The 26,290-nt window shown below is 35.7% G+C and carries 25 protein-coding genes; 4 read left to right on the forward strand and 21 right to left on the reverse strand.

Going from position 1 to position 26,290, the window contains the following annotated elements; translation table 11 throughout:
* Positions 1–58: 58 nt before the first annotated feature.
* The 4 genes from ODR02_RS01050 to ODR02_RS01065 all read right to left on the reverse strand — a co-directional run bounded on the left by ODR02_RS01050 (position 59) and on the right by ODR02_RS01065 (position 2,679).
* Positions 59–568, reverse strand: coding sequence for a methylated-DNA--[protein]-cysteine S-methyltransferase (locus ODR02_RS01050; protein WP_309511364.1), 510 nt, complete (start codon positions 566–568; stop codon positions 59–61).
* Positions 569–630: 62 nt separating this feature from the next.
* A complete protein-coding gene (locus tag ODR02_RS01055) occupies positions 631–1,509 on the reverse strand; it encodes a hypothetical protein (RefSeq protein WP_309511365.1) in 879 nt (292 codons plus the stop codon).
* A gap of 52 nt (positions 1,510–1,561) precedes the next feature.
* On the reverse strand, positions 1,562–2,107 hold the full coding sequence (locus ODR02_RS01060; protein WP_209785109.1) for a DinB family protein: 546 nt from the start codon (positions 2,105–2,107) through the stop codon (positions 1,562–1,564).
* Positions 2,108–2,160: 53 nt separating this feature from the next.
* Positions 2,161–2,679 carry a Crp/Fnr family transcriptional regulator gene (locus tag ODR02_RS01065; RefSeq protein WP_309511366.1) on the reverse strand — a complete coding sequence of 173 codons (519 nt, stop codon included), beginning with the start codon at positions 2,677–2,679 and terminating at the stop codon, positions 2,161–2,163.
* Between the two features lie 68 nt (positions 2,680–2,747).
* Between ODR02_RS01065 and ODR02_RS01070 the strand changes: the two genes are divergently transcribed.
* Positions 2,748–3,602 carry a hypothetical protein gene (locus tag ODR02_RS01070; protein ID WP_309511367.1) on the forward strand — a complete coding sequence of 285 codons (855 nt, stop codon included), beginning with the start codon at positions 2,748–2,750 and terminating at the stop codon, positions 3,600–3,602.
* Positions 3,603–3,605: 3 nt separating this feature from the next.
* A complete protein-coding gene (locus tag ODR02_RS01075) occupies positions 3,606–4,649 on the forward strand; it encodes a hypothetical protein (RefSeq protein ID WP_331834673.1) in 1,044 nt (347 codons plus the stop codon).
* A gap of 382 nt (positions 4,650–5,031) precedes the next feature.
* On the opposite strand, the gene ODR02_RS01080 is transcribed toward ODR02_RS01075, so the two are convergent.
* The 3 genes from ODR02_RS01080 to ODR02_RS01090 form a co-directional block, all read right to left on the reverse strand.
* Positions 5,032–6,084: an alpha/beta hydrolase gene (locus ODR02_RS01080; protein WP_309511369.1), complete on the reverse strand. Its 1,053-nt coding sequence runs from the start codon at positions 6,082–6,084 to the stop codon at positions 5,032–5,034.
* Positions 6,068–7,342 (reverse strand): PepSY-associated TM helix domain-containing protein, encoded by a 1,275-nt coding sequence (locus ODR02_RS01085; protein ID WP_309511370.1) that lies wholly within the window; start codon positions 7,340–7,342, stop codon positions 6,068–6,070. Before ODR02_RS01085 ends, ODR02_RS01080 begins: the two co-directional genes overlap by 17 nt.
* 218 nt (positions 7,343–7,560) lie before the next feature.
* Entirely contained in the window at positions 7,561–9,711 is a 2,151-nt protein-coding gene (locus tag ODR02_RS01090; protein WP_309511371.1) for a TonB-dependent siderophore receptor, read from the reverse strand.
* A gap of 238 nt (positions 9,712–9,949) precedes the next feature.
* On the opposite strand from ODR02_RS01090, the gene ODR02_RS01095 reads away from it, so the two are divergent.
* Positions 9,950–10,351, forward strand: coding sequence for a nuclear transport factor 2 family protein (locus ODR02_RS01095; RefSeq protein ID WP_309511372.1), 402 nt, complete (start codon positions 9,950–9,952; stop codon positions 10,349–10,351).
* Positions 10,352–10,632: 281 nt separating this feature from the next.
* On the opposite strand, the gene ODR02_RS01100 is transcribed toward ODR02_RS01095, so the two are convergent.
* The 8 genes from ODR02_RS01100 to ODR02_RS01135 form a co-directional block, all read right to left on the reverse strand.
* Positions 10,633–11,133: a hypothetical protein gene (locus tag ODR02_RS01100; RefSeq protein ID WP_309511373.1), complete on the reverse strand. Its 501-nt coding sequence runs from the start codon at positions 11,131–11,133 to the stop codon at positions 10,633–10,635.
* Positions 11,134–11,337: 204 nt separating this feature from the next.
* On the reverse strand, positions 11,338–11,529 hold the full coding sequence (locus ODR02_RS01105; RefSeq protein WP_309511374.1) for a hypothetical protein: 192 nt from the start codon (positions 11,527–11,529) through the stop codon (positions 11,338–11,340).
* 59 nt (positions 11,530–11,588) lie between these two features.
* Positions 11,589–11,966 (reverse strand): hypothetical protein, encoded by a 378-nt coding sequence (locus ODR02_RS01110; protein ID WP_309511375.1) that lies wholly within the window; start codon positions 11,964–11,966, stop codon positions 11,589–11,591.
* Between the two features lie 21 nt (positions 11,967–11,987).
* Positions 11,988–12,446, reverse strand: coding sequence for a hypothetical protein (locus ODR02_RS01115; protein WP_309511376.1), 459 nt, complete (start codon positions 12,444–12,446; stop codon positions 11,988–11,990).
* A 120-nt stretch (positions 12,447–12,566) separates the two neighbouring features.
* The gene (carB, locus tag ODR02_RS01120; protein WP_309511377.1) at positions 12,567–15,749 is read right to left on the reverse strand and encodes a carbamoyl-phosphate synthase large subunit; all 3,183 of its coding nucleotides are present in this window, start codon (positions 15,747–15,749) and stop codon (positions 12,567–12,569) included.
* A 58-nt stretch (positions 15,750–15,807) separates the two neighbouring features.
* Positions 15,808–16,158, reverse strand: a complete 351-nt coding sequence (locus tag ODR02_RS01125) for a four helix bundle protein (RefSeq protein WP_309511378.1) — start codon at positions 16,156–16,158, stop codon at positions 15,808–15,810.
* A 54-nt stretch (positions 16,159–16,212) separates the two neighbouring features.
* Positions 16,213–17,286, reverse strand: a complete 1,074-nt coding sequence (locus ODR02_RS01130) for a carbamoyl phosphate synthase small subunit (RefSeq protein ID WP_209785121.1) — start codon at positions 17,284–17,286, stop codon at positions 16,213–16,215.
* A 104-nt stretch (positions 17,287–17,390) separates the two neighbouring features.
* Positions 17,391–18,281, reverse strand: coding sequence for an aspartate carbamoyltransferase catalytic subunit (locus ODR02_RS01135; protein WP_309511379.1), 891 nt, complete (start codon positions 18,279–18,281; stop codon positions 17,391–17,393).
* A gap of 241 nt (positions 18,282–18,522) precedes the next feature.
* Here ODR02_RS01135 and ODR02_RS01140 point away from each other — a divergent pair, with 241 nt between their 5' ends.
* A complete protein-coding gene (locus ODR02_RS01140; protein WP_002980286.1) occupies positions 18,523–18,984 on the forward strand; it encodes an Lrp/AsnC family transcriptional regulator in 462 nt (153 codons plus the stop codon).
* A 432-nt stretch (positions 18,985–19,416) separates the two neighbouring features.
* Here the strand turns inward: ODR02_RS01140 and argH are convergent, their stop codons facing one another.
* The 6 genes from argH to argC all read right to left on the reverse strand — a co-directional run bounded on the left by argH (position 19,417) and on the right by argC (position 26,256).
* Complete coding sequence (argH, locus tag ODR02_RS01145) at positions 19,417–20,721, reverse strand: argininosuccinate lyase (RefSeq protein WP_309511380.1); 1,305 nt, start codon at positions 20,719–20,721, stop codon at positions 19,417–19,419.
* 268 nt (positions 20,722–20,989) lie between these two features.
* Positions 20,990–22,072, reverse strand: a complete 1,083-nt coding sequence (locus ODR02_RS01150) for a M20 family metallo-hydrolase (protein ID WP_309511381.1) — start codon at positions 22,070–22,072, stop codon at positions 20,990–20,992.
* Entirely contained in the window at positions 22,047–22,841 is a 795-nt protein-coding gene (gene argB, locus ODR02_RS01155; RefSeq protein ID WP_309511382.1) for an acetylglutamate kinase, read from the reverse strand. The genes ODR02_RS01150 and argB overlap by 26 nt, the downstream gene beginning before the upstream one ends.
* 88 nt (positions 22,842–22,929) lie before the next feature.
* On the reverse strand, positions 22,930–23,889 hold the full coding sequence (locus tag ODR02_RS01160; RefSeq protein ID WP_309511383.1) for an N-acetylornithine carbamoyltransferase: 960 nt from the start codon (positions 23,887–23,889) through the stop codon (positions 22,930–22,932).
* A 166-nt stretch (positions 23,890–24,055) separates the two neighbouring features.
* Positions 24,056–25,195: an aspartate aminotransferase family protein gene (locus tag ODR02_RS01165; RefSeq protein WP_309511384.1), complete on the reverse strand. Its 1,140-nt coding sequence runs from the start codon at positions 25,193–25,195 to the stop codon at positions 24,056–24,058.
* Between the two features lie 95 nt (positions 25,196–25,290).
* Positions 25,291–26,256, reverse strand: a complete 966-nt coding sequence (gene argC / locus ODR02_RS01170) for an N-acetyl-gamma-glutamyl-phosphate reductase (RefSeq protein ID WP_309511385.1) — start codon at positions 26,254–26,256, stop codon at positions 25,291–25,293.
* Positions 26,257–26,290: the final 34 nt, after the last annotated feature.

Below are 26,290 nucleotides of genomic sequence, written 5' to 3' on the forward strand. Positions count from 1 at the left end.
TACAACCGAAAAATGAACAACTATTTTTTAAGTTATCATGTAAAACTGAAGTTTGGGGTTAAAACAAAATTGCTTTTTCAAGTTCCAGCAGCTTTTGCTTTCTCCAAATACCACCGGCATAGCCTACCAATTCACCATTAGAACCTATTACACGATGACAGGGAATTAAAATGGCAATTTTATTGATTCCGTTGGCTGTTCCTACGGCACGTATCGCCTTCGGATTTCCTAATATTTCTGATTGCTGCTTATACGTTCTTATTTCTCCCATGGGAATTTCACGGAGCAATTGCCATACTTTTTCCTGAAACTCAGTTCCTGTGGTCAACAAAGGCGTTTCAAAATGGCTTCTTTTTCCTTCAAAATATTCTTCCAGTTCTTTTTCCAGCTGTGTGAAATGCAGATGTTCTTTCTCTACAATCTCAGCTTTCAGAACCTTTGCCAAAGCCTTCAGTTGTTTATCAATATTCTTCCGGTCTGTGAATTCAAGCAGACATATTCCCTGATCTACAGCACAGGCAATCATTTCTCCCAGTGGAGTTGGTATGTTTTTTTGGTGTATTTCCATTTCATGACAATAAAAAACCTCATAAGCTTTCTTACGAGGTTTAAATTTATATAAAAAATAATTTAATATCCATAAACAGCAGATACTCTTACATAATCATTTGAAATATTACCGGTCTTCTCCTGATAATACATTGTGAAAGGGAGATCATTATTTTGATATTGAGAAACTATTTCAAATTCTTTTTTCGGACTATCAGGTAATGAACCGAAATAATACTTTATCTTTTTACTTACATTATTCCTTGAAATTTGTGAATAATCCTGAAGTATAAAAACATTATAAGCATATTCAGGCAGTGCTAATATCCTGTTCCTGTCAATCAAAAAATCAGGATTTGTATTCTGATCGTATTCATAGGTCATCACATCTCTCAGCTTAGACAAATTTCCCTCTTCATACCTTTCAATCTTTGTTATATTCTTATTATTTATAAAGATTTTCAACATGTCTGTATTGAATGGTACTCCGGAATAACTATCAATATAGTTTTTCACAATAATGATATCTGCAGAGGGATACTCAAAGGTTCTGTAATTATTTACGTAGCCTGGATCTAAATTCTCTACCTTTATAAGTCTTTGATTATTATCATAAATAAGCTTTCTTTTTTCGCTGAATGGAGAGGCATCAGCAAGTCCGGGATAAGTGTTTCCTTCAATAGAAATTAAGGTGAGTAATCCATTGGTATAGCTAAGATTTTCAGTATAATTTCCGTTAATATCCCAAACCTTAACCAATTTATCATTGTCGTACTCAAATTTAAAATCTAGTTTCTCAATCATGGAAAGTACACCATTTACCTGCTCTTCATCTTTAATAGTAAGCGTTTTAATTTTACCTAATGGTGGATCATTATTGGGGGTTTGATTGTCTAAATCATCTGAACTTCCGCATGATAGAATTGAGAAGAATAAAATTCCTAATAAATATTTTTTCATAAAAGGTTTTTAGCTCCGCAAAACTATGAAAAGTTCATAAATAACTCCAACATTATGAACTGACTATTTTCTGAATCTGCCTCATATGCCTCACGTTGTGATAGATAACAAAACGGAAAGTATCCCCCAGTTTCAGTTTGATCAGCTTTGAAATACTGATGCTGGTTTTGGTTTTTTGCAGATCAACATTATGGGCTTTATCTAATAATTCAAGGAACTGCTGTTGCTGGAGAATAAATTCATTCACAACATTCTTATTCAAATGGCTGTGTATAGGATTCATTTCCTTAAGGGTTTTCATCTTATTCAGTTTCTCTTTGGGAAGCATACTTTTCGCAAAATAATTTCCTAGAATTCCTGGTTTGAAAATAGTTTTCGGAGAAGTTTTGGATGCAGCTATTCTGTTGGTAATTTCAGGAATATAAAAGTCTCCGTATCGATTGAGATGTTCCAGACATTCCAGCGTACTCCAGGTATTTTCTGTGACTCTGAAGTTCAGCTCTTCTTCCGTTTTTTGCATAAGCATTTGCGCATATTGAATATGCTGGCTGGTTCTTCCTTTTAATTCATCCAATAATGCTGAGGTTGAAATTTTCATTATATTTTTTATACAAATATCCTGATCTGATTATTCTTAAATCTTGACTGAACTCAAGATTTTTTAAGTCGGGATAAAGTTTCCGGGGACATCCTCAGATAATTGGCAATATATTTATTGGGAACTTCCTGAAACAGCTTTGGACTTCGTTTCAAAACTCTCTCAAATCGTTCTCCCGGAGCGTTGATCAGTAAATCTTTTTCTCTTTCCAGCTGCTGCAATACCAGATCTTCGAGGATACTGATCCAGAATTTCATGTATTCATCATCTGATTGTACAAACTCATAAAAATCCTTTCTTGAAGCCGTTTTTACGATTGTTTTTTTTATCGCCTGAATATAAAGATCCGAAGGTTTTTCCGATAAAAATGAATCAAGGCAGACCATAATATTTCCGGTATATCCGAAACGAATGATTCTTTCTTCATTTTCATCCATCATAAAAATCCGGACACTTCCTTTTTCAATATAATAAATAGAGGTATCTGTACTCCCCGAAATCTTAAGAAATTCATTTCTCCTGAATTCGTTCTTTTCCCAATGGATTCCGCTTTGAAGTAATTTTTCAACCATTTCATTTTATTATTTGCTTTTCCAAAGATAATAGGTAATTTTAAAGTTTTAAAACACTAATCACTATAATGCTCAAAAAAACAGCCTTTTTCATGCTGCTTTCCATCGGATTTTCCGGAATGAAAGCACAGCAGACCATTCCTTTCCGGATCACCAAACATCATAATATCATTGTTAAAACTCTGGTCAACAAAAAAGATTCACTGAATCTGATGTTCCAGATTGCCATGAAAGATTATTCAATCTCTCCCGAACACAAGCTGAAAGCAGGTCATATTATTTTCAATAAAGATGAAATAAGTGATCATAATACCGTAGAAATTGGAAAAATTATCCAGAAAAATGTACGTTTTTTTGATAACCAATTAACAGGTTATGAGGCCGACGGAAAAATTGGGACCGGAATTTTTGATGGCAAAGCTTTTAAAATTGATTATGACAACAATCAATTTGTGATGTATGATAAAATGCCCGATCTGAAAGGTTTCCAGCCTATTAATATCATCTTAGATCATGATGGATTCTACCTTGCCGGAGATAATATCATTGATGGAGATCACCAGCAGGAAGCCTATTTTGTCTTACAATCCGGATTTTCAGGAACAATTTTGTACAGCAACACCTTCGCAGAAGAAAAGGAACTGGACAAAAAACTAAAAGTAACCGGAGAAAAAACTTTGAAGAATTCTGAAGGGAAAAGCTTAATTACCAAACAGGCAGTTCTTCCTTATTTTAAATTGGGAAATCAGGTTTTTAAAGATGTTTCTGTAGGATTTTTCTCAGGAGAGCTGAAAACACAAAATGTAAGCTACCTCGGTGCCGATATGCTCCGCAGATTCATCTGGATATTTGATGCAGAGAGAAAAATGGCTTATATCAAACCCAGCAAATATTTTTCGGAACCTTATTACAAAATGAATTAGAATATGATAAACACCTTAATGCCAAGAAAGATAATGAACATCAAAACTGCCGCAGCACTTTTGTTTTTTCAACTGGTTATAGTGAGCTGTCAGAAAGAAGAAAAAAAAACCGCTGTCACAGAAACAAAAACTACGATTGATTCTGTAAAAACAACAAAAACTGAAGAGAAAATAGATTATACCAACTTTAATATTTTCAGTCTTTCTATTATTTCATCAACCGAAAAAGATTCTGATATGGATATTTTTATTTCTGTCTCGGATATCTATAAAGGAGAGCAGCCTATTCCTGTAGCAATTCTTAAAAATCAGAAGCAGATGACGTATGAAGAACTCCAGCATTTTGAACTGGATGCTCCCAGCAGAAAAAAACTGCTTGATGGGATTCATCTTACAGAAAATGACTCACTGTATATTTATGAGTATGGATCTAACAAGCTGCAAAAAATGGCTGTCAGTAAGTTAAAAGCAGTAGCTTACCTAAGTCCTTATAGTGATAGTGAAGATTTGGATCCAGACTCTTATATGATGGGATTCCAGGTTGCCACTCACCAAAAGACAACAGACTACGACCGATACAATAATGCCATCGCTTATTTCGGGAATAAAAATCCTTTTGTAGAAAATAAAATGAAAGCTGTAAAATGGCAAAAAGCAAATGCAGATATTTCTAAAAAATATTTTAGTCCATCAAAGCTAGCTCCAGGAAAGTCCTATCAGGCACAGTATGAAAATATGACTTACTATCTTCAGGATTATCTTGAAGAGGGAAATACCGTAGAACGTAAGCTGGCTGTTATCAATGATCATAAAGAAAAGATTGCTGAGAAAACATTCAGCCTTGCAGGAAGTGATGGCGGAGAATTTCTTCCTCTTTATGGAATAGATGCTGATGAAGCCAATATTTTCCAATTTACAGGTCATCTTTTCAAAGGAAAACCTGCGGTTATTTTTGGATTTATTGCGCAGTCATTTGGCTGTCCTTCCATTAGTTTTTTAGATAAAAAAGAGAAGGATTTCCCGATTAATTGTGATAACAGGCATTAGGAAAGGCTTTTGGAGAAAATCTGCATAGATTCTTACGGAATGACAAACTGTGTGGATAGGCTTTCAGCAAAATCTGCGAGAAAAATTAAATAGGAACGGGCTTTAGCCCGTTTTATTTTTTATGAATATTCCATTGGCTTTAGCCAAAATTTTTAAAGTTATCATCAATTAAAAAACTAATTATTTGATTTTGTCATTCTGACGAAGGAAGAATCTTATTGATAACAAACACATAAGATTCTTCACTACATTTCATTTCGTTCAGAATGACACTTGGAGATAATCTCTATTTTAACCGACAATCCATTGGCTTTAAAAAGTTATCATCTACCTAAAAATCCAGTCTGTTGGTTAACAGATTGGCTTTATTATGTTCAGTTCATTATTTCTTAGGATAATATCTGTCTTTCAGATGGATAAAATAGGTTTCAGATTCTTTGAAGCCATTGCTCTTCATAAACCTGATCACTACATTCAAATAGTTTTCTGAAGGAGTAAAATCTGTTCCCATTTTTTCGGAAAACTTTTTATAATCATCTTCAAGCAACTTTGGATTTTTGGCAAGCTGTTTTATATCGGATCTGAATCCTTTAAATATGAATTTTAAAGCCTCATAATTTCCGGGATAGGAAACCGTTCCGTGGGTCTCACCTTCGAAGAAACTATGTTTATAGTTTAAAGATCCGTTCTTTTGTATGATTCCTTTAAATTCTTCGATGGCCTGGGTCATATCGGAATTCCAGTTTTTCTGCTGTTCTTCATTATCAGCCTGAGAAACATACAAAGATTTTTTGACCGGAAATTTGTTATTCTTTTGCAGATATTCTTTTGTTTTTGCAATCATTACTTTATTATCCCACCATAAGCTAGGATCATTGGCAACATAAGCATTGAAATAATCGGGATTGGTAAGAAATGTATTAATGGCAAATAATCCTCCGAAAGAATGTCCAACCAACACCGAATAATCCTGAGTTCTGTAATTTTTACGGATGAATGGTTTCAGTTCTTCCTGTATAAACTTTACAAATTTTTCACTTCCTCCACTGTCTGCAAAAAGAATAACGTTGGGGTTTACAGGACTTTTCTTTTGTGCTTTAGTGGGCGTAAGATCTCTTGTTCGTTCTGTATTTTTAATGCCTACCACAATACATTCCGGAATATCAGCATAAGGAGTTCGGGCAATAAAATCTGTTAATCCTGTGTAATATTCGAAATTGATTTCTCCGTCTAAAAGATAGATCACCGGATATTTTGCAGGACTGATGGTGTTGTCATTATACGTTTTAGGCAGGTGAACCCAGATTTCTCTGTTTTCATTTAAAACTTTTGAAAATAAGTTTTGCTTCTCTCCAATGGTGAGTTTTTCCTGGGCTTTACCCAATGTAAACAGTAAAAATAATGGGAGGTATACAATTTTAAACCAGTTGTTCATGGTGTGAATCTTTTCTGTGTTGATGAATATTTTTAATTTCTTTATTCTTTTTAGGGGATTTATTCCTTCTTCCCCACCAGATCAGGAATCCGGTAATCGGGAGGCTGGTACAAATAATCCCGATAACGAAGGTGAATATTTTACCAAACATTCCGCCCCAATAGCCTACATGCAGGTCAAAATTCATATGCTCAATCACTTCATGCATCTGAACTTCTTTGGGATAATCTATCTCATTCCCGGTATATTTATTCGTTTCTATACTTTTGCCATTGACAAGGCTTTTTAAACCAATAAACTGAGCTATGCCTACGTGATAAACTGTAGTTGAATCATTTCTGGGAATACTCATTCTGAATTGCTTTGCTTCAGGAAACTCTTTAAATTTCTTCTCTACAAAATCAGTATAGGATAATGCTTTTTTATCAGGATCAAATTTAGGTTCATACTTTTCTGCAATGGTATCGGCATCAACAGCACCTCCGAAAGCCTGCTGGGTAAGATTCGTTAAAACCTCATACGCCATAATCAGTCCTGTAATGGTAATAAACACTGCCGGCAGCAATGAATAAAACCCAAAGACATTATGAAAATCGTAGTTTTTCCTGCGCCATTTTGTTCCTGATTTGATTTTAAAAGCTGTCGTTCTTGTGGTTTTATTCCATTTTTTAGGCCACCAGAGAATCAGTCCACCAATTAACTGGATAAAAAATATGACAGAAGCAATTCCCACCACAGTTTTTCCAAACTTTCCTGCCAGCAGCTGGGCATGGATATGCGCTACAATATAGAAAAATTCATAGCTTTTTGTGGAACCCATTACTTTTCCGGTGTAAGGGTTAAGATAATGATAAGCAAATATACCTCTTGGACCACGGCCTTTCTTTTTGGGCTTTTCTGCCTTGTCAGCATTTTTATCTTTAGGCGGTTTAGTGGCTGATGCTACTCTGAAGCTCCTGTCCGCTTCTTTATAGGTATCAAAATAGAATGCTTTTCTATCCGGAACCTGCTGGTGGAATTGGGTCAGTAATTCTTCGGGAGCCATTTTTCTGGTATTCGCCGGAGCCTGAACATATTTGGCGCTTCCTCCGCACAGATCAATAATTTCGTCACAAAAGACAAATACGGTTCCTGAAAGAGTAACCGTCAGCACAATGATTCCGGAAACCAGCCCGAGCCAGAGATGCAGCCAGCCGGTGATCCTTTTGGTAAGGGATTTTCCCTGTTTTTTTTTAGGATTAGTTTTTTTATTTTCCATATCTGTTTTCATTCTCAAAAAAATGTAAGTGTAGAAAATGCAAGGGCGCAATTGTATTTATAATGCGTGTTTGTAAAGTGAAAAGAGTTATTCCTGCTGCCATTTACTTTAGCATACTTGAAAGCATCAGAAATAGGTATGTATTATAAATCAAAGTTTTGCGCCCTTGCGGTTTTCATCCTTATATTGTATTTGTTGAGATTATTTTTTGTTTTTTATTAAAATTTGAAGGCAAAATTGGCAAGAATTTCTCTTGGCTTTTGGGGTTGTCCGTAGAAGTTCCAATAGGTTTCATTCAGGGCATTATTCATTTTCAGACCAATTCTGTACTTTTTCTTGTCATAGAAAATTGTAGCACCAACAGTGGTATAAGAAGGCGCAAGAAAATGATTAATAATATTGATATAGGTTTTATCCACGAAATTAAACCCTGCCCCAAAGCCAAGTCCTTCATAAGCACCCTCCATAATTTTGTAGCTCGTCCATAGATTGGCTACATGTTTTGGCGTCCATGCGATTCTTTTTCCGCTGTCTTTGCTACGGTCATCATATTTATTGTCGTTATAACCATATCCGGCAACGATATTCCATCCTTTGAAAGGGTTGGCAATAATTCCTATTTCCAGTCCCTGACTTTTAATATTACCATCCTGAATACTTCCTATTCCGCCTGGATCTGCAACCAGTCTGTTTTTAACATTAATATTATAATAACTTACGGTTGTCAGTAATTTTTTATGGAAAAGATCTACTTTAAAACCTGTTTCAATCTGATTTCCCTGCTCCGGATCCCATTTTGTTAAAACACCTACTTCATTTAATGATGGAGCATAATTTTTAAATCCGTTTACGTAATTGGCAAAAAATGAAATCTCATCTTTTACAATTTCATAGACCAATCCGAATTTTGGTGAAAACTGCGTCTGGCTGTACCCTGTAACTTTATTTTCGGGATATCCGTTTTTCGTAGAGATTTCTACACCGTTTACAACCGTATCATCATTTTTATAGCTGTCTACTCTCAAACTTGCCATTACCAGCAAATTATCCGTGATATTCAAAACATCAGAGATATAACCGCTGATTGTTCTGAATGTTGTAATATCAGATTCTGTAGATTTTCTCTCCTTATTCATGAATTTATTTCTTGAGATAGGGTCCCATGCTGAAGAGCTGTCGAGATTCACTTTGTCATAAGGCATGAACACATTGCTGTATCCGTTGGCTTCATAATAAGGAAACTGATATTTTGTTCTTTGCTGGAAATAATCAATTCCCACCACCAATCGGTTTCTTAAGTTTCCAATTTTAAAATCTCCTGTAAAGTTCTGCTGGATATTATCTGTTGTTACTTTAAAGCTGTCAAAAGGGCGGATCATTCTTTCTACCTGATTGTTATTCAAATATCGAAGGACTAAAAAGATAGACTCATTCTCATTGGCTTCCCCTCTTTGGTAAGATGTTCTGGAAGTCCATTGATCATTGAATTGATGCGTAACCTCAGCCATCGTTACAAAATTGGTTCTTTTGGAACCGATATCATTGCTTGTAAACGCCCTTTTATAGGCAACTTCCAGGTCTTTCATTGAGTGCAGCGTCAGTTTTTCTGAGTTTCTTACATACGCATTCAATGTTTTATCCGGTGCATGAAACTCAGTATCCAATGTTACTGTTGTTTTGTCACTTACTTTATATAAAACACTTCCGGAAAAGAATAATCCTTTGTTGTAACCCGCATCCTGAAATGAATCCTGTGAATAGGCTGCTACATTGAATCTTGCTAATGCCGTTTTTTCCTTATTCAAAGGGGTATTCACATCTGCTGTGATTCTGTTCATTCCCCAGCTTCCGGTGGTATAATTGATAATTCCCCCGAAGTTTTCCTGGGGTTTTTTAGTGACGATATTTACCACTCCACCGTAGTTGGCTAAGGTTCCTCCGAATAAGGTTCCGGATGGTCCTTTAATTACTTCTACTCTTTCAATATTAGCAATTTCAGACTGTACTCTTGGGTTTTGGGTCAGTCCGTTTCTGAAACTAGCATTGGAGCTGAATCCTCTCATGAAAATATCATTCCCGCTGTCGTTCACACTGTTGCTTACTACTACTCCCGGGGCAGAGGCCATGGCTGTATTGAAGTCCATTGCTCCCATTTCACTGATGATTTCTTTAGGAACAAGGTTGTAAACAGTAGGATTTTCCAGATTTTCCAGAGGAAGTCGTGCGATTGATTCAGATTTTTTGGTTCTGTAATTATGAGTTCCCTGTAGTGATACGGACTGGATTTCAGCCACTTTAATGGTATCCGTTTCCTGGGCACTCATCATCGTTACGGCTAATAGAGCTGCAGAAATAATTGTTTTTTTCATGTTTATAATTAAGTTAGTTCCACAAAATTATCTTATTTTTATTAATTCTAAATAAAAACATGACACAAATCATAAAATTACACCTGTGAAATAGCCCACCAATAAAGGGTTTAGCGAAAAGGAAAAAAGCATTAAATAATTTGTGATATAGGATCAATACTATAATTCTCTATTTTTAAATTTTTCTTATCTTAATGTGATTTTATATAAATCTCATTATTCATTATAATTTTCAGAAATGAACAACAATATCCAAGAGACCATTCAGCACTTTCTTCAATTTCTTTCGGAAAGAAAACTGACAGAATTAACAAACTTATTTTCTGATACCGTAGACTGGTATATCCCTGGGGATGAACAAAAAGCGGCCTGGCTGGGAGTAAGAAACAATAAACAGGAGGTATCCGATTTTTTTGAATTATTATGGAAAAATACAGAACCGGTTTCTGCAAAAATCGACCATATTTTCAACGATGATGAAAATGTTGTTATGACAGGAGAATTTGTTACAAAGATGCTGGAAACAGATCATATCGTGGAATCTTTATTTTGCATTCAGATGCGTATTCAGAACGATAAAATTATACGCTATAGATTGCTGGAAGACAGTTTGGCAGTTTCAAAGGCTTTGGATAAGTAGCTAAAGATTATCTATCTTATTGATAACAACACCCATTGGAATTGTTTAAACTTATCAAAAAATATTGGATATTTCTTAAACCATTAAGAAGGATTTAAGTAGTAAAGCATAATTAAGTTAAGATAAATCATATTGATTTTTAAGCTTAAAGCGAAGCTTATCTTAATACTCTAAACACCTTAATGCGATCTTAATGTTTCAAAAAAGTTTAAACAAGTTTATTATTAATGATATTCTTCTTTCATGAAAATGACATTGCTTTTAATTTCTACAATTATCTATCAAATCACAGCAGAAGCCATCATAGACATATAGTAATTGGCGCAATGCAGCGCATTAATTAAAACGATTTCTTTCTCCGGAAAGGTTTCAAAGGCATCAGAAGTTGTGATCTGATATTCGTAATTCAGGGAAGTCCACTTCAGATGTGGCTTTATGATCATCAGCTCTACCCCTTCCTGATCTGTAAGGACAAATGATTCTTTAAAAATCCCTCTGTGTTTAAAAAGGTAACCATTCTTTATGCCGTCAAAATAAGTCTGTACCACAATTTCACCATTCCAGTTCATCCTGAATTTCAGAAGTACTCTTTCGTGGTCTTTCAGTTCAATGGTGGTTCCCCAAAAACCTTTCGGCTCTACCTGATAGCTATGACCCTCTGCAATTTCAATGACAGCATTAAATTTAAACCAGCTTGTATAAGTAAGTTTTCCAATTAATGTCTCTTCTTTTGTGACTTCAAAAGATAAAGAATTGCTTGATTTCGCGTAATATTCTGCCATGGTTATATCTGGATTTGGTGAAGTTTTTATTAGTTTTTAGATCGCATTAACAGCTTGAATTTTAACGCTCTAATTTATAAATAATTCTTCAAACATAATCTACTTTTAAGATGATAGAATAAAAACTATTGTGAATTAATTCTGAAAATGTTTTTTATATTGAAAGTTTGCTTTCAAATATGTATCTGTACAACCTACAGCTTATTATTTGCTTCCAAACCAGTACTCCCACTTTTCATTATCAATCCCAAATTTTCCCTGCCACCATCTCGCGGGATAAGCAACATCATCATTTCTTACAGGTTTGTGTTCTCTTTCGGGATAGGTAATGTAGTGATCTGCGTATCCAAAATGCTCATCATCATGTAAAATTCCGATAATGCCTAGTATTTCCAATACTCCTGAGAATTTTTCATGGTATTAAATAAAATTTTTATTGCTTTTTTATCCATTCTTCATTGATTGTTAAGTTTTTCATAATAATGATTTAGATCTGCATTCAACATGATTTTTGGATTTTCAAATACTTCATTTGAAAAATAGGTTTTATAGACTGCTGATTGATCAAAATCTTTATAATAAAGTTCTATTTCAGGATTTATTCCATTGTATAATTTATATGTTCCAACTCCGTAAAAATTACTTTCAAACGTTTTATTCTCATACAAAGTTAAAGTGTCTGCTATATGTGGAGCTTCTACACAACAAACTGGATTATCAAAATTCTTGTTAATATACTTTCCATAAATATCCTGCTTCTTTAATGGAAAATTAATATTGAGAATAAGCATAACAACTAATATTATTATAAATACTAAAAATGTTTTTTTCATAAAATTGCTCATAATACCATCCTATTCTTCTGAACTACCATAAATTTTATAAACATAATCATTACGGATAAATTTGCTTTTATCTTTTAATGCTGCAGGATAAAATATCTTTCCATCAATCTCAACACTTTTAATCATGTATCTCCAGCTTCCATTATGGCTTTTGTAAATTTTTGTTGTTGAATTCGGATAAAGCTCAATAACAATGGAAGAATCTCTCCCTTGTATTTTTTCAAGAGTCTTTGGATCTTTAATTTTATAGAAAGAGCGCGGTGACAATATTCCATTTTCGTAATTAAATGCAAAGCTGCCAGATTCATCATCAATTGCTTTCGATACAGGATAATTATAATTGATCTTGATTATTTTTTTGGTCCCGGTGAGATTTTGAATATAAAAATCAGTCAGCCAGGAACATCCTGAAAGAACCGTTATGAAAATAAAACTTAAGAATCCTATCATCATTGATTTTATACTCATTGTATTTAAGTTTAGAGGGCTTTTGTAAAAATAATCAGATTACTTTAATTTATTAGTTTTTCTGATGAAAAAATCCCACAAGAAAATTTGTGGGATTTTGAATATTTATTGGATTCGAAATTACATCGTCTCCATTTTGAAGCTCATGCTTTCGATTACTTTTAAGATCGCTTCTACCGTATCCATTGAAGTTAAACAAGGAACACCGTTTTCCACACTCATTCTTCTGATCTGGAATCCGTCTCTTTCTGCTTGTTTACCTTTTGTAGTGGTGTTTACAACATACTGAACTTTTCCTTTCTGGATCAGGTCGATAAGATTTACACTTTCTTCTCCGATTTTGTATCCTATTTTGCAAGGAATTCCTTTTTCTTCAAAGAACTTCGCAGTACCTTCCGTAGCCCAGATTCTGAATCCTACTTCATGGAATCTTGCTGCAAGAGCTGCTGCTTCGTCTTTATGTTTATCTGCTACTGTGAACAGGATAGATCCGTGCATAGGAACTTTTCTTCCTGCTGCCACCAATCCTTTGTACAATGCTTTTTCAAGGGTTGTATCTTTCCCCATTACCTCTCCTGTAGACTTCATTTCAGGGCCTAAAGAGATGTCAACTTTCGTTAGTTTGGAGAAAGAGAATACCGGAACTTTTACAAATACTCCTTCTTTGTTTGGAACCAATCCGTTTTTATATCCTAAATCTTTCAGTTTTTGTCCCAGGATCGCCTTTGTAGCAAGGTTAGCCATAGGAACCTCTGTAATTTTAGATAAGAAAGGAACTGTTCTTGAAGAACGAGGGTTTACTTCGATTACATAGACGTTTCCTTCGAAAAGAACGTATTGGATGTTCATTAATCCGATCACCTTTAATCCTTTTGCCAATCTTTGTGTATAATCTACCAAAGTATCAATCTCACTTTGAGATATATTTTGTGGTGGATATACTGCGATTGAGTCTCCGGAGTGAACTCCCGCTCTTTCAATGTGCTCCATAATCCCTGGAATCACTACAGTTTCACCGTCACAGATGGCATCTACTTCGATTTCCTTTCCTACCATGTACTTGTCAACCAGTACAGGGTGTTCAGGGCTGGCTTCTACAGCATTTTCCATGTAGTGAGCCAATTCTGCTTCTGCGTATACAATTTCCATCGCTCTCCCTCCAAGAACGTAGCTTGGACGTACCAATACCGGATATCCGATTTCGTTAGCAATTTTTATCGCTTCTTCTTTCGAAGTTGAAGTTCTTCCTTTTGGCTGAGGAATTCCCAGTTCCTGAAGTGCTTTTTCAAATTTATCTCTGTTTTCAGCTCTGTCAAGATCTTCTAATGAAGTTCCTAAGATCTGCACTCCGTGAGAGGCTAATTTATCTGCAAGGTTAATCGCAGTCTGCCCTCCGAACTGTACCACTACTCCTTTAGGCTTTTCAAGATCGATGATGTTCATTACATCTTCTTCTGTAAGCGGTTCGAAGTATAGTTTATCAGAGATGGAGAAGTCTGTAGAAACTGTTTCCGGGTTGTTGTTGATGATAATTGCTTCGTAACCCATTTCTTTGATTGCCCATACCGAGTGAACTGTTGCGTAATCAAACTCAACTCCCTGTCCGATTCTGATAGGTCCTGAACCTAGTACGATGATTTTTTCTTTATCAGAAACAACACTTTCGTTTTCTTCTTCGTAAGTTCCGTAGAAATAAGGAGTTTCAGATTCAAACTCAGCAGCACAAGTGTCTACCATTTTGTACACCGGCATTACTCCGTTTTCTTTTCTGAAGTTGAAAACCTCACGTTCTTTTACATCCCAAAGAACAGCAATATTGATATCTGCGAAACCTAATCTCTTAGCTTCAATTAAAGTTTCTTTATCGAATTTGTTTTCAGCGATTACTTTTTCGAAGTCAACCAGTTTTTTCAGTTTCCAGATGAAGAACTTGTCGATTTTACTCCATTCTACAATCTGTTCCCAGTCGTATCCTCTTCTTAAAGCATCTCCGATAATGAACAATCTTTCATCATCACATACTCTGATTCTTCTTTCGATTTCCTCAGCAGTAAGCGCTTCCGCCTGCTTAGTTTTTAATCCTAAATGTTTGATTCCTGTTTCTAATGAACGGATCGCTTTCTGTAAAGATTCTTCCAGATTTCTTCCGATCGCCATTACTTCACCAGTTGCTTTCATCTGAGTAGAAAGTCTTCTGTCTGCCGTTTCGAATTTATCGAATGGGAATCTTGGGAACTTCGTTACCACATAGTCAAGAGCAGGTTCAAAACATGCGTATGTTTTTCCTGTTACCGGATTCATGATTTCATCCAGCGTTAATCCTACAGCAATCTTTGCAGCAATTTTTGCAATCGGATATCCTGTTGCTTTACTTGCTAGCGCTGATGAACGGGAAACTCTTGGGTTTACTTCGATAATATAATACTCGAAAGAGTGTGGATCTAAGGCCAGCTGTACGTTACATCCTCCTTCGATTCCTAAGGCTCTGATGATTTTTAATGAAGCATTTCTCAGTAACTGATACTCTCTGTCTGAAAGTGTCTGAGAAGGTGCTACTACGATAGAATCTCCTGTGTGAACTCCTACCGGATCTATATTTTCCATGTTACAAACCACAATGGCGTTGTCGTTTGCATCACGCATTACTTCGTACTCAATTTCTTTGAAACCTGCGATTGATTTTTCAATAAGACACTGAGTAACCGGGCTGTGCTTCAGTCCCAATTCAGCAATCTCTTTCAATTCAGCTTCTGTAGAAGCGATACCTCCTCCGGTACCTCCCATTGTAAAGGCAGGACGAACAATTACAGGGTAACCGATTTCATTGGCGAAAGCAAGTGCTCCTTCTACCGTATTTACGATATCAGATTCCGGAACCGGCTCGTTCAATTCTCTCATCAACTCACGGAAAAGATCTCTGTCTTCAGCTCTGTTGATTGCAGAAAGCTTTGTTCCCAATACTTCCACTTTGCACTCTTCAAGAATTCCTGATTTTTCCAATTCTACCGCCATGTTCAGTCCTGTCTGACCTCCCAATGTTGGTAATAATGCATCCGGACGTTCTTTTCTGATGATGTGGCTTACAAACTGTAATGAAATCGGCTCGATATATACTTTATCAGCGATTTCCACATCCGTCATGATTGTTGCAGGGTTTGAGTTGATCAAAATTACCTTGTAGCCTTCTTCTTTCAGAGACAGACAAGCCTGCGTTCCTGCGTAATCAAATTCAGCTGCCTGACCAATAATGATAGGTCCTGAACCGATTACTAAAATTGTTTTTATATCTGTACGTTTTGCCATTTTTCTTTTTGTTAATTAGAGTCAAGAACCTAGAGCCAATAGCCAAGATTTCCAGACTTTATTTTAAATTATTTTTAAATGAGTAAATCATTCTTTGAATTTCAGAAACTTCATTAAGTAAAACATTTACTTTTTCTTCAGCTAAAAGATTCAACTCTTTTACCAGAATCAATTGAGTTTGCAATTCAAATGCAGAACCTAAAGCGATAGCAAGAAAATGATTAAACTCTTTATTGCTATTTCTTCCAGAACCTTCAGCAATGTTAGAGGGAATAGAAATAGTACACCTTTTAATCTGTGAAATTAATCCATACTTTTCATCATTACTGATCTCTAGACAAATAATGTATACATGTTTTGCCAATGCAATTGATTTCTGCCAGAAAAGTAATTTTTCAAAGTTGTGCATATATTTTCTCTCTTAAGTCTTGACTCTTGGTTCTTGGCTCTTGAATCTTGAATCTTACTTCTTAAAGTCCTCCATCATTTGAATGAACTCATCAAACAGGTAGTTTGCATCTTCAGGGCCAGGGCTCGCTTCAGGGTGATACTGAACAGAGAAACAAGGGTGGATTTTGTGTTTCAATCCTTCGTTTGTTCTGTCATTCAATGCGATGTGTGTTTCGATAAGGTCTGTTCCTTTTAAACTTTCCTGATCTACAGCATATCCATGGTTTTGAGAGGTGATTGCTACGGTGTTCTTCTCCAGATCCAATACCGGGTGGTTTCCTCCTCTGTGTCCGAATTTAAGCTTGAAAGTTTTCGCTCCACAAGCAAGACCAATTAACTGGTGTCCTAAACAGATTCCGAAGATGGGAACTTTCCCTAATAATCCTCTGATCATCTCTAAAGCGTGTGGTACATCTTCCGGGTCACCAGGGCCGTTTGATAACATAATTCCGTCCGGATTCATCAATAGGATCTCTTCTGCCGTAGTATCCTGAGAAACCACGATGATATCACAGTTTCTTTGAGATAATTCTCTGATAATTCCCAGTTTTGCACCGAAGTCTACCAATACTACTTTGAAACCTCTGTTAGGGTTTGCGTAAGGTGTTTTTGTAGAAACTTCTTCTACCTGATTGGTAGGGAAATTTGTTGATTTTAACTCAGAAGCTACTGCAGCGTCATCTGCATCAACGTTTACAATTTTTCCTTTTACAACCCCATGGTTACGAAGAACTCTTGTCAGTCTTCTGGTGTCGATTCCTGAAATTCCTGAAAGATTTTTCTTTTTAAATAATTCATCTAAAGTAATCTGAGTACGGAAATTGGAAGGAAGATCGCAAAGTTCTTTTACGATAAGCCCTTTGATTGCCGGCTCAATACTTTCATAATCATCACGGTTAATACCATAATTTCCGATAAGCGGATAGGTCATACAAACTATCTGACCGCAATACGATGGGTCAGAAATCAATTCCTGATACCCTGTCATTCCGGTATTGAAAACTACTTCCCCTGCAGTTTCCAATTCTGCTCCGAAACCTTCTCCATGAAACACTTCACCGGACTCCAGTATTAATTTTTTCTTCATTTTTAAAAATTAGATTTTCTATTATTTTCTTTTTGTACAATGTCAGATGTAAAAGGTATACTATATCCTTAACATTTTACTTTGTACATTTTACTTTTTACAATTTACTTAAAGGTATATCCTTTGCTTTCCAATGCTTCTTTCAAAATGGCCATTCTGGCGAAGACACCGTTTTCCATTTGTCTAAAGATTCTTGATCTCTTGCATTCTACAAGGTCTGAATCTATTTCCACTCCTCTGTTGATAGGAGCCGGGTGCATGATGATTGCTTCTTTTTTCATCGCCTGCTCTCTTTCTTGGGTCAGACCGTATCTTTTATGATATTCCGAAGCGGTAAAACTCATCGCGGCATCATGTCTTTCGTGCTGGATTCTTAATAACATTAATACATCCACTTCAGTGATCAGTTCATCTACAGACATATAAGTCCCGTTGATCAGTGCTCCTTCATCAAACCATTGTTCCGGTCCTGAGAAGTATACTTTTGCTCCCAGTCTTCTTAATGCCTCAGCATTTGAATTGGCAACACGGCTATGTTTTACATCACCTACAATTCCTACTTTTAAACCTTCAAACTTTCCGAACTCCTGATAAATGGTCATCAGATCCAGCATACACTGTGAAGGGTGGTTTCCTGTTCCGTCTCCTCCGTTGATTACCGGAATCTTAATATTTTTCAGTTCTTCGAAGTATCTGTCTTTCTTATCTCGTATTACCACAAGGTTTACTCCTATACTTTCAATCGTCTTTACAGTGTCATAAAGGCTTTCCCCTTTGTTTACCGAACTGTGTGATGCATCAAAAGGAACTACCTGCAATCCCAGTTTTCTTTCTGCAAGGTCAAAACTTGTTTTCGTTCTTGTACTGTCTTCGAAGAAAAGGTTTGAGCAAAAAACTTCTCCTTCAATTTTAGCAGTTTTACCGTTCGCAAAAGCCAGTGCTTCTGTCAGTATACTGTTGATTCTCTCGGTGCTTAGTTCTGTAATCGTAAACATAATTCTAATTTTTGGGCATAAAAAAAGCGAAGACAACTATCTTCGCTTAATAACAATAAATATCGTAAAGGGCGCTTTCGCCCGGTAAATCTAATGATATAAATGCTTTTTTATTCATTAGGTGCAAAGATACAACAATTTTATGAACCTACAAAAATTATGTTTAAAATAAATTAAAAACTTCAGTCCTTCCTTATTCTCATTTAAAATTAATATTTTTGTTAAAACTCAAATTTATTCTATGGATTTAAAAGACAAAATGATTCTCAGTATTATTCAGGAAGACTCTACATTATCGGTTAAAGAAATTTCCGAAAAGATAGGTCTTACCTTTACTCCTACGTATGAGCGAATCAAGCAATTGGAGAAGCAAGGAATCATTCAGAAGTATGTAGGACTTTTAAACCGTGAAAAACTGGGTTTAAATATTGTAGTTTACTGTAATGTCCGCCTTAAGGAACAATCCAAGAAAGTATTGGAAACCTTTGAGAATCACATTGGAAAATATGATGAAGTACAGGAAATCATCAGTCTTTCCGGAGAGTATGACTATATGTTGAAGATTATTGCCAAAGACATCAATTCTTATAACGAATTTGCTGTTAATGTTATTTCAAACATTCCTAATATCGGGCAATACCACAGTTCAATTGTGCTTCATGAGGTAAAAAAATCTACCAAATTTAAAATTGATCTGGAATAATCCTTCTATTTTAAACAAAAGCTGATTTAAACTTCTTGCTGAAAATCAAGGATTTTTCTTGTGCCTTAAAATCCAAATACATTTTTGTATAATTTTTGCGCCTTTGCGCTTACCAATAAATTTTATTTAGAAAAACGCAAAGACGCAAAAAAATTGAAAACTTTATGCTGTAAGGCGCAAAGATTTTATCCCCGATAAAATTTTATGAAGTATATTTTCTTAACTTACCTTAAATCTTCATCTTCCTTTATGGTTCAAGATAATCAATCATCAAATTCAAAGAGCGGAATTACAATCCAGCCATTAAGATCACTTAAGCAGATAAGATTTAAGATTAAGGCTTTCACAACGAAAAGACAGCAGGCTATAAAATAATTTTAGAGATTCCACTGATTTTTGCTTAAGTTTTTGCTGACCTTAATGGCTTAGATTCTAACCCAATAATTTATTTTTCAGTTTATTGAACTGATATTCTATTTTATCCAGACAAAGATTACCGATACTTCCCTGATGGGTATGTTCAAGGTTTCCAGGTTCAAACTCAAACGCATTTTTTTCAATCTCCTGTCCTACTTTTACATAAGCATCACGGAAAGAACTGCCATTCTTTACCTCTTCATTGATCTTTTCTACGCTGAAAAGATACTTGTACTTTTCATCTTCCAGAATCCCGTCTTTCACCTTAATATTAGGCAAAGTATAGCTTAAAATTTCCAGACACTCCTTTAAAGAGTCTATGGCAGGGAAAAGTATTTCCTTTGTAAGCTGTACATCTCTGTGGTATCCGGAAGGAAGATTCGTCGTTAAAAGGATCAGTTCGTTTGGAAGTGACTGAATTCTGTTGCATCGTGCACGAACCAGTTCAAAGATATCCGGATTCTTTTTATGCGGCATAATGCTGCTTCCTGTGGTAAACTCTTTTGGAAAGCTGATAAAGTCAAAATTCTGACTCAGATACAGACATACATCATAAGCAAACTTCCCAAGAGTTCCCGCTAAGGTTGCCATGGCCATTGCCAGCATTTTTTCCGACTTTCCACGAGTCATCTGCGCATATACAGAGTTATAATTCATCGACTGGAAGCCTAAATTATACGTGGTACTTTCACGGTTGATCGGAAACGAAGAACCATAACCTGCTGCAGATCCCAGCGGGTTTTTATTAATGATATTCTTTACTGAAAATAACATTTCCACATCATCCAAAAGTGCTTCCGCATAAGCCCCGAACCACAATCCGAATGATGAAGGCATCGCAATCTGCAAATGGGTATATCCAGGAAGTAAAACATCTTTATGCTGATTCGCCAGTTGAATTAAAATCTGGAAAAACTCATCGGTAAGAACTGTTATCTCGCGGATTTCATCCAATAAGTACAATTTTATATCCAATAAAACCTGATCATTTCTGGATCGTGCCGTATGAATTTTCTTTCCAGTGTCTCCTAATTCTTCAATGAGAATAGCTTCTATCTGAGAATGGATATCCTCAGCATCTTTATCAATTTCAAAACTACCGTCTTCAATTTTATCTAAAATACTATTTAAAACAGATAACATCTGCTCTGATTCTTCCTGAGAAATAATCCCGGTTTCTGCTAACATTTTGCAGTGCGCCATAGAACCTTTAGCATCATATTTTGCTAAACGCTCGTCAAAGTCAAGATCTTTTCCAACGGTAAAATTATTGACTAATATATTGGTGGCAAGATCATCCTTCTGCCATATCTTTTTCATATGATTTATTTAAAATATTGATTGGTTTTGACATGCCCAGCAAGGCAATCCTTATTACTATTAACTATAAAAAAACATTTCCTTATGTAAAGCCTTCATTTCTAATTTTCTTTTTGCATAAATCTTATTAAAAACTAAACTTCTAGTGCCTGCCGGGCGGAGTCAAAACATATATTTCAGAGATTAGAAATTAGATGTTAGAAGTGAGTTATAACCTTTACGTGGTCTTTTTCTACTAATTTCTAGTCTCTAGCTTCTAGTTTCTCTTTTATAACACTTTTTCTAAAATTCTGATGTAGATTTCTATTCCTTCTTCTATTTCATGGATATAGATAAATTCATCTGCTGTGTGAGAGCGCCTACTGTCACCCGGGCCTATTTTCACTGATGTACATGGAATAATCGCCTGATCCGAAGAGGTTGGAGAGCCATATGTAGTCCTTCCGATTTCAAGACCTGCTTTTACAAAAGGATGGTTCATTTCAATCTTTGAAGAATTCAGCCTGAACGATCTTGCCGTCAATGTAGATTTCATCTGAGACTGGATAATTTCAAACGCTTCCTCGTTGGAATATTCATCCGTAACCCTCACATCCAGTGTGAAATTACATGACTCGGGAACAACATTATGCTGTACTCCAGCATGAATTCCAGATAAGGTAACCTTAACTTCGCCCAGATATTCTGAAACTTTTGGAAATTTAAAGGCTAAAATATTCTGGAGATCCTCCATACATTTTACAATCGAGTTATCATCATTAGGATGAGCGGCATGAGAAGGAGTCCCTTTCATTTCTCCATCAATTACAAGAAGTCCTTTTTCTGCAATCGCCAGATTCATCTGCGTGGGTTCTCCTACAATAGCGAGTTCTACATTGGGTAGCTGCGGAAATAAGGCTTCAATTCCATCAAATCCTGAAATCTCCTCCTCTGCCGTCAAAGCAATAACTAAATTATATTTTAAATCTTCTTTATCATAAAAATGTAAAAAAACCTGGGCCATAGAAACCAAAGAAGCTCCGGCATCATTACTTCCCAAACCAAACAGCTTACCTTCTTTCTCAATAGGAATAAACGGATCCAGCGTATAGGCTTTGTTGGGTTTTACCGTATCATGGTGGGTATTCAGTAAAACGGAAGGCTTAAATACATCAAAATGTTTATTCACCGCCCAGATGTTATTTTTAAAACGTTTAGTAGGAATCTGATGTTTTTTGAAAAAATTCTCAATTTCTACTGAGGTATTGAACTCATCTTTACTGAATGAAGGAATCTCAATCAAATTTTTAAGCAATCCGACTGCATTATTCAATAGCTCTTCTTTATTATAAACAGATTTCAGTTCCTGCATGATGATTTTCTATATGATTTTTCAATTGCGTCTCTTTAATCAGAAACACTTTATCTACATTATTTTTTATCGCTCCAAGAGCATTTTCAAGTTTAGGTAAAATCCCTTTGTGAAGTTTTCCTTCTTCTTTTAGTACCGTAAACTCTTCCTCATTTACACTTTTAATCACTGATTCCGGATCGTTTACATCTTCTAAAACGCCTTCTTTATCAAAACAATACAACAATTCAACTTCATATTTTTCTGACAAAGCCTGTGCAATCACAGAAGCAATGGTATCTGCGTTGGTATTGAAAAGATTCCCTTTTCTGTCATGGGTAATCGCAGAAAATACAGGAACAAGATCCAGCTTGATGAGTTTTGAAACCAGCTTTCTGTTCACGCTTTTCTTAGTGATATCCCCCACAAATCCAAAGTCGATTTCAGGATGTACTCTTTTTTTAGCTTTAATCAGATTTCCGTCTGCACCGGAAAATCCTATGGCATTACATTTTTTCTGCTGCAGCTTTTCAACAATATTTTTATTGATTCCTCCTGCATATACCATGGTTACAATATCCAATGTTTCTTTATCCGTAATCCTCCTTCCATTGATCATTTTCTGTTCAATACCGAGTTTGTCAGCCAACGTTGTAGCCAACTTTCCTCCACCATGAACAAGGATCTTTTTTTCCTGAATTTCAGAAAATTGGGCTAAGAATTGGGCTAACAATTCTTCATCATCAATTAAAGCTCCGCCAATTTTTATGATGTATAACTTTTCTTTCATTGTAAACGTTTTGTGATCCTTACTTCAATCCTTGTCAAGGTTTTGAACCTTGACAAGGATCAGTAATCAAGATTCCAGATTGAAAAAATTATCCGGCATTCAGTTCATCTAAAATCTCACTGAAAACAGCCTGTGCAGAGAAAATACGGTTTTTCGCCTGCTGATAGATGATAGAATTACCTCCATCCATCACCTCATCACTCAGCTCAACATTACGACGAACCGGAAGACAGTGCATTACCTTCGCTTCATTGGTATGGGCTAATTTTTCATTGGTAAGCATCCAATCCCCTTTTACTTCAGGCATTGCTGCATAATCATCAAAAGAAGACCAGTTTTTTACATAAATAAAATCAGCATCCTTTAAAGCTTCATCCTGATCATGAATTACTTTCACATCTTTTGTGAATTTTTTATCCAAATCATAGCCTTCAGGATTAGCAATCACCAATTCCACATCCATTTCCTGCATCCATTCTGCAAAAGAATTTCCAACGGCATGGGCAATAGGCTTGATATGTGGCGCCCAGGTTAATACCACCTTAGGTTTGTGGTCTTTTTTCCAGTTTTCTGTAATGGTAATACAATCTGCCAGACTTTGCAGCGGATGGCGCGTTGCAGATTCCAATGAAACAACAGGAACTTTTGCATGTTTTTCAAACTGGCTTAAGATACTTTCATTTACATCATCTTCTTTGCTCTTCATCCCTGCGAAACAACGCACTGCAATGATATCGCAATATTGATTTAAAACTTCAATAGCATCTTTGATATGTTCTACGGTGTCACCGTTCATTACAGCTCCATCAGCAAACTCTAGATTCCAGGCTTCCTGTGCTGCATTTAATGTCAAAACATTCAACCCTAGATCTTGCGCTGCAATCTGACTGCTCAGACGGGTTCTCAAACTTGAATTCAAAAATACAAGTCCAATTGTTTTTCCCTTTCCTTTTTCTGTTTCAGTAAGGGGATCTGCTTTTATTTGTAAAGCTTTTTTTATGATTTCCTGTAAGTTTTCTACATCACTTACAGAGGTAAATTTTTTCATTTTGAATTAATTTTAAAGATTTTGTTTACATATTAATTGTTGATCTAACCACAAAAGGCACAAAAGTTTTTATTAAAACACTTTAGAACACTTAAGTGCACTTCTTAAGCCTTTAGTATTTTCTTAAAATCACTTAGTGTCTAAATTCTTTTGTGACTTTTGTGGTTTAAATTTTCCCAAGCACTTCTTTCAAAGCATTGATGAAAAGATCCGTTTCCTCTTGTTTGATATTCAGTGCCGGAAGAATCCTTAAGACACTTTTATCATTAGAGTTTCCTGTGAAAATATGATGATCGAACAATAAGCTTTTCCTTATTTCTGAACAATCTCTGTCGAGTTCTATTCCGATCATCAATCCTTTCCTTCGGATGGATTTAATATGTGGTAAATCTTTAATTTCATTTTCAATATACTCACCCATTTTCTGAGCATTTTCAATAAGATTTTCATCTTTCATGACATCCAGAACAGCAATTGAAGCGGCACAAGCCAGATGATTTCCTCCGAATGTAGTTCCCAGCAAACCATTGCTTGCCTGAAATTTAGGATGAATTAAAACTCCACCCACGGGGAAACCATTTCCCATTCCTTTTGCAGTTGTAATAATATCCGCTTCTACCCCAAACTCCTGATGAGCAAAGAAATATCCGCTTCTTCCATATCCTGACTGTACTTCATCCAAAATAAGAACAACATCATATTTTTCGCACAGTTCTTTAATTTTAGATAAAAATTCCGGGGTAGGAATCATAATGCCGCCTACTCCTTGAATTCCTTCGATGATCACAGAAGAAATTTCACTTCCAAATTTTTCAAAGGTTTCTTCAAGTTGCTGCACATCGTTCCAGTCTGATTTGATGAATCTTTCTGAAAAATTAACCGGAGCCACAATTTTCGGATTATCTGTTACAGAAACCGCCGCAGAAGTTCTTCCATGGAATGAACCGGAAAAATAAAGCACTTTACTTTTTCCATTATGAAACGATGCAAGCTTTAAAGCATTTTCATTGGCTTCAGCTCCTGAATTACATAAGAACAGATTATAGTCTTCATATCCTGAAAGTTTTCCCAGCTTTTCTGCCAGTTCAGTCTGCAATTCATTCTGAACCGAATTGGAATAAAAGGAGATCTTTTCCAATTGATCTTTTAACTTATTCTGATAATGCGGATGGTTATGACCAATGGAAATTACAGCATGACCTCCGTAAAAATCAAGATATTGTTCTCCTTTGTCATCCCAAAGAAAAGATCCCTGAGCTTTAACCGGATTTATATTGAATAATGGATATACGTTGAATAAATTCATGTCTTTTAATAAATGATAATTGATAAATAATAAATGATACAGGATTCGGGTTCCGAGTTCCCATACATTTTACTTTGTACATTCTACATTATACATCAGAATGCTATTGGTTTCAGGTTCAATCCTGCATTTTCTTCCCAGTTCATTGCCAGATTCATATTCTGTATGGCCTGTCCTGAAGCACCTTTTAACAAATTGTCAATCGCTGAGTGAATAACGACAACATTTCCACTCTTTTCGATTTGAATCACACAGCGATTGGTATTGACAACCTGCTTTAAATCAATTGCCCTGTTACTTACCGTAACAAAAGGCTCCTCCGCATAAAAATCCTGATACAATTGTTCTATTTCCTCCAACTCCAAGTCCGTCTTCATGGTGGAACTTGTAAAAATCCCTCTTGCAAAATCTCCTCTCCATGGAACAAAATTCAGGGTTACTTCTTTATTATTAAATGCAACCAGCTGCTGTAAAATCTCATCTACATGCTGATGCGTTAAAGTTTTATATGCTGAAACATTATCATTTCTCCATGTAAAATGAGTGGTTGCCTGCAAAGACTGCCCAGCTCCGGTAGAACCTGTAATCCCTGTAGTAAAAACTTCATTTAACACTTCTTTTTCTGCTAATGGCAGTAAAGCCAATTGAATCGCTGTAGCAAAACATCCCGGGTTCGCAATACTTTTTGCCCCCGACAGTTGTTTTTTATTGATTTCCGGTAATCCGTAGATGAAATTTCTGCTCTCAAAGTTTCCTTCTAAACGGAAATCGTTTCCGAGATCAATCACCAGCGTTTCATCTTTTACAGGATTTTGAGTTAACCAGTTTTGACTTTCTTTATGAGGAAGACACAGAAAAAGAATATCTACATCTTCAGGTGTATCTGTCAAAACCATTTCACAAACGGTCGTTAAATCCGGGTACAGATCTGAAATTCTTGTTCCCGAATTCGAACGACTATATAAAAAACTCAATGTCACATGGGGATGAAAAGCCAGTAAGCGTATCAGCTCACTTCCTGTATAACCGTTAGCACCAATTATTCCTACTGTTTTCTTCATTTTGATTCTTACAGAATGTTATTCTGCCTTACAT

The organism is Chryseobacterium sp. CFS2 (genome assembly GCF_036543225.1).
Classification (GTDB): domain Bacteria; phylum Bacteroidota; class Bacteroidia; order Flavobacteriales; family Weeksellaceae; genus Chryseobacterium; species Chryseobacterium culicis_A.

Excerpts from the sequence above, each read along its gene's own strand:
- ODR02_RS01115 (WP_309511376.1), bottom strand. The coding sequence starts at position 12,446 with ATGAGTATAAAATCAATGATGATAGGATTCTTAAGTTTTATTTTCATA.
- ODR02_RS01140 (WP_002980286.1), top strand. The coding sequence starts at position 18,523 with ATGGATTTAAAAGACAAAATGATTCTCAGTATTATTCAGGAAGACTCT.
- ODR02_RS01085 (WP_309511370.1), bottom strand. The coding sequence starts at position 7,342 with ATGGAAAATAAAAAAACTAATCCTAAAAAAAAACAGGGAAAATCCCTT.
- ODR02_RS01130 (WP_209785121.1), bottom strand. The coding sequence starts at position 17,286 with ATGAAGAAAAAATTAATACTGGAGTCCGGTGAAGTGTTTCATGGAGAA.
- ODR02_RS01135 (WP_309511379.1), bottom strand. The coding sequence starts at position 18,281 with ATGTTTACGATTACAGAACTAAGCACCGAGAGAATCAACAGTATACTG.
- argH (WP_309511380.1), bottom strand. The coding sequence starts at position 20,721 with ATGAAAAAGATATGGCAGAAGGATGATCTTGCCACCAATATATTAGTC.
- ODR02_RS01070 (WP_309511367.1), top strand. The coding sequence starts at position 2,748 with ATGCTCAAAAAAACAGCCTTTTTCATGCTGCTTTCCATCGGATTTTCC.
- ODR02_RS01125 (WP_309511378.1), bottom strand. The coding sequence starts at position 16,158 with ATGCACAACTTTGAAAAATTACTTTTCTGGCAGAAATCAATTGCATTG.
- argC (WP_309511385.1), bottom strand. The coding sequence starts at position 26,256 with ATGAAGAAAACAGTAGGAATAATTGGTGCTAACGGTTATACAGGAAGT.
- ODR02_RS01065 (WP_309511366.1), bottom strand. The coding sequence starts at position 2,679 with ATGGTTGAAAAATTACTTCAAAGCGGAATCCATTGGGAAAAGAACGAA.
- ODR02_RS01055 (WP_309511365.1), bottom strand. The coding sequence starts at position 1,509 with ATGAAAAAATATTTATTAGGAATTTTATTCTTCTCAATTCTATCATGC.
- ODR02_RS01160 (WP_309511383.1), bottom strand. The coding sequence starts at position 23,889 with ATGAAAAAATTTACCTCTGTAAGTGATGTAGAAAACTTACAGGAAATC.
- ODR02_RS01080 (WP_309511369.1), bottom strand. The coding sequence starts at position 6,084 with ATGAACAACTGGTTTAAAATTGTATACCTCCCATTATTTTTACTGTTT.
- ODR02_RS01075 (WP_331834673.1), top strand. The coding sequence starts at position 3,606 with ATGATAAACACCTTAATGCCAAGAAAGATAATGAACATCAAAACTGCC.
- ODR02_RS01165 (WP_309511384.1), bottom strand. The coding sequence starts at position 25,195 with ATGAATTTATTCAACGTATATCCATTATTCAATATAAATCCGGTTAAA.
- argB (WP_309511382.1), bottom strand. The coding sequence starts at position 22,841 with ATGAAAGAAAAGTTATACATCATAAAAATTGGCGGAGCTTTAATTGAT.
- ODR02_RS01050 (WP_309511364.1), bottom strand. The coding sequence starts at position 568 with ATGGAAATACACCAAAAAAACATACCAACTCCACTGGGAGAAATGATT.
- ODR02_RS01095 (WP_309511372.1), top strand. The coding sequence starts at position 9,950 with ATGAACAACAATATCCAAGAGACCATTCAGCACTTTCTTCAATTTCTT.
- ODR02_RS01110 (WP_309511375.1), bottom strand. The coding sequence starts at position 11,966 with ATGAAAAAAACATTTTTAGTATTTATAATAATATTAGTTGTTATGCTT.
- ODR02_RS01100 (WP_309511373.1), bottom strand. The coding sequence starts at position 11,133 with ATGGCAGAATATTACGCGAAATCAAGCAATTCTTTATCTTTTGAAGTC.
- ODR02_RS01150 (WP_309511381.1), bottom strand. The coding sequence starts at position 22,072 with ATGCAGGAACTGAAATCTGTTTATAATAAAGAAGAGCTATTGAATAAT.
- carB (WP_309511377.1), bottom strand. The coding sequence starts at position 15,749 with ATGGCAAAACGTACAGATATAAAAACAATTTTAGTAATCGGTTCAGGA.
- ODR02_RS01090 (WP_309511371.1), bottom strand. The coding sequence starts at position 9,711 with ATGAAAAAAACAATTATTTCTGCAGCTCTATTAGCCGTAACGATGATG.
- ODR02_RS01060 (WP_209785109.1), bottom strand. The coding sequence starts at position 2,107 with ATGAAAATTTCAACCTCAGCATTATTGGATGAATTAAAAGGAAGAACC.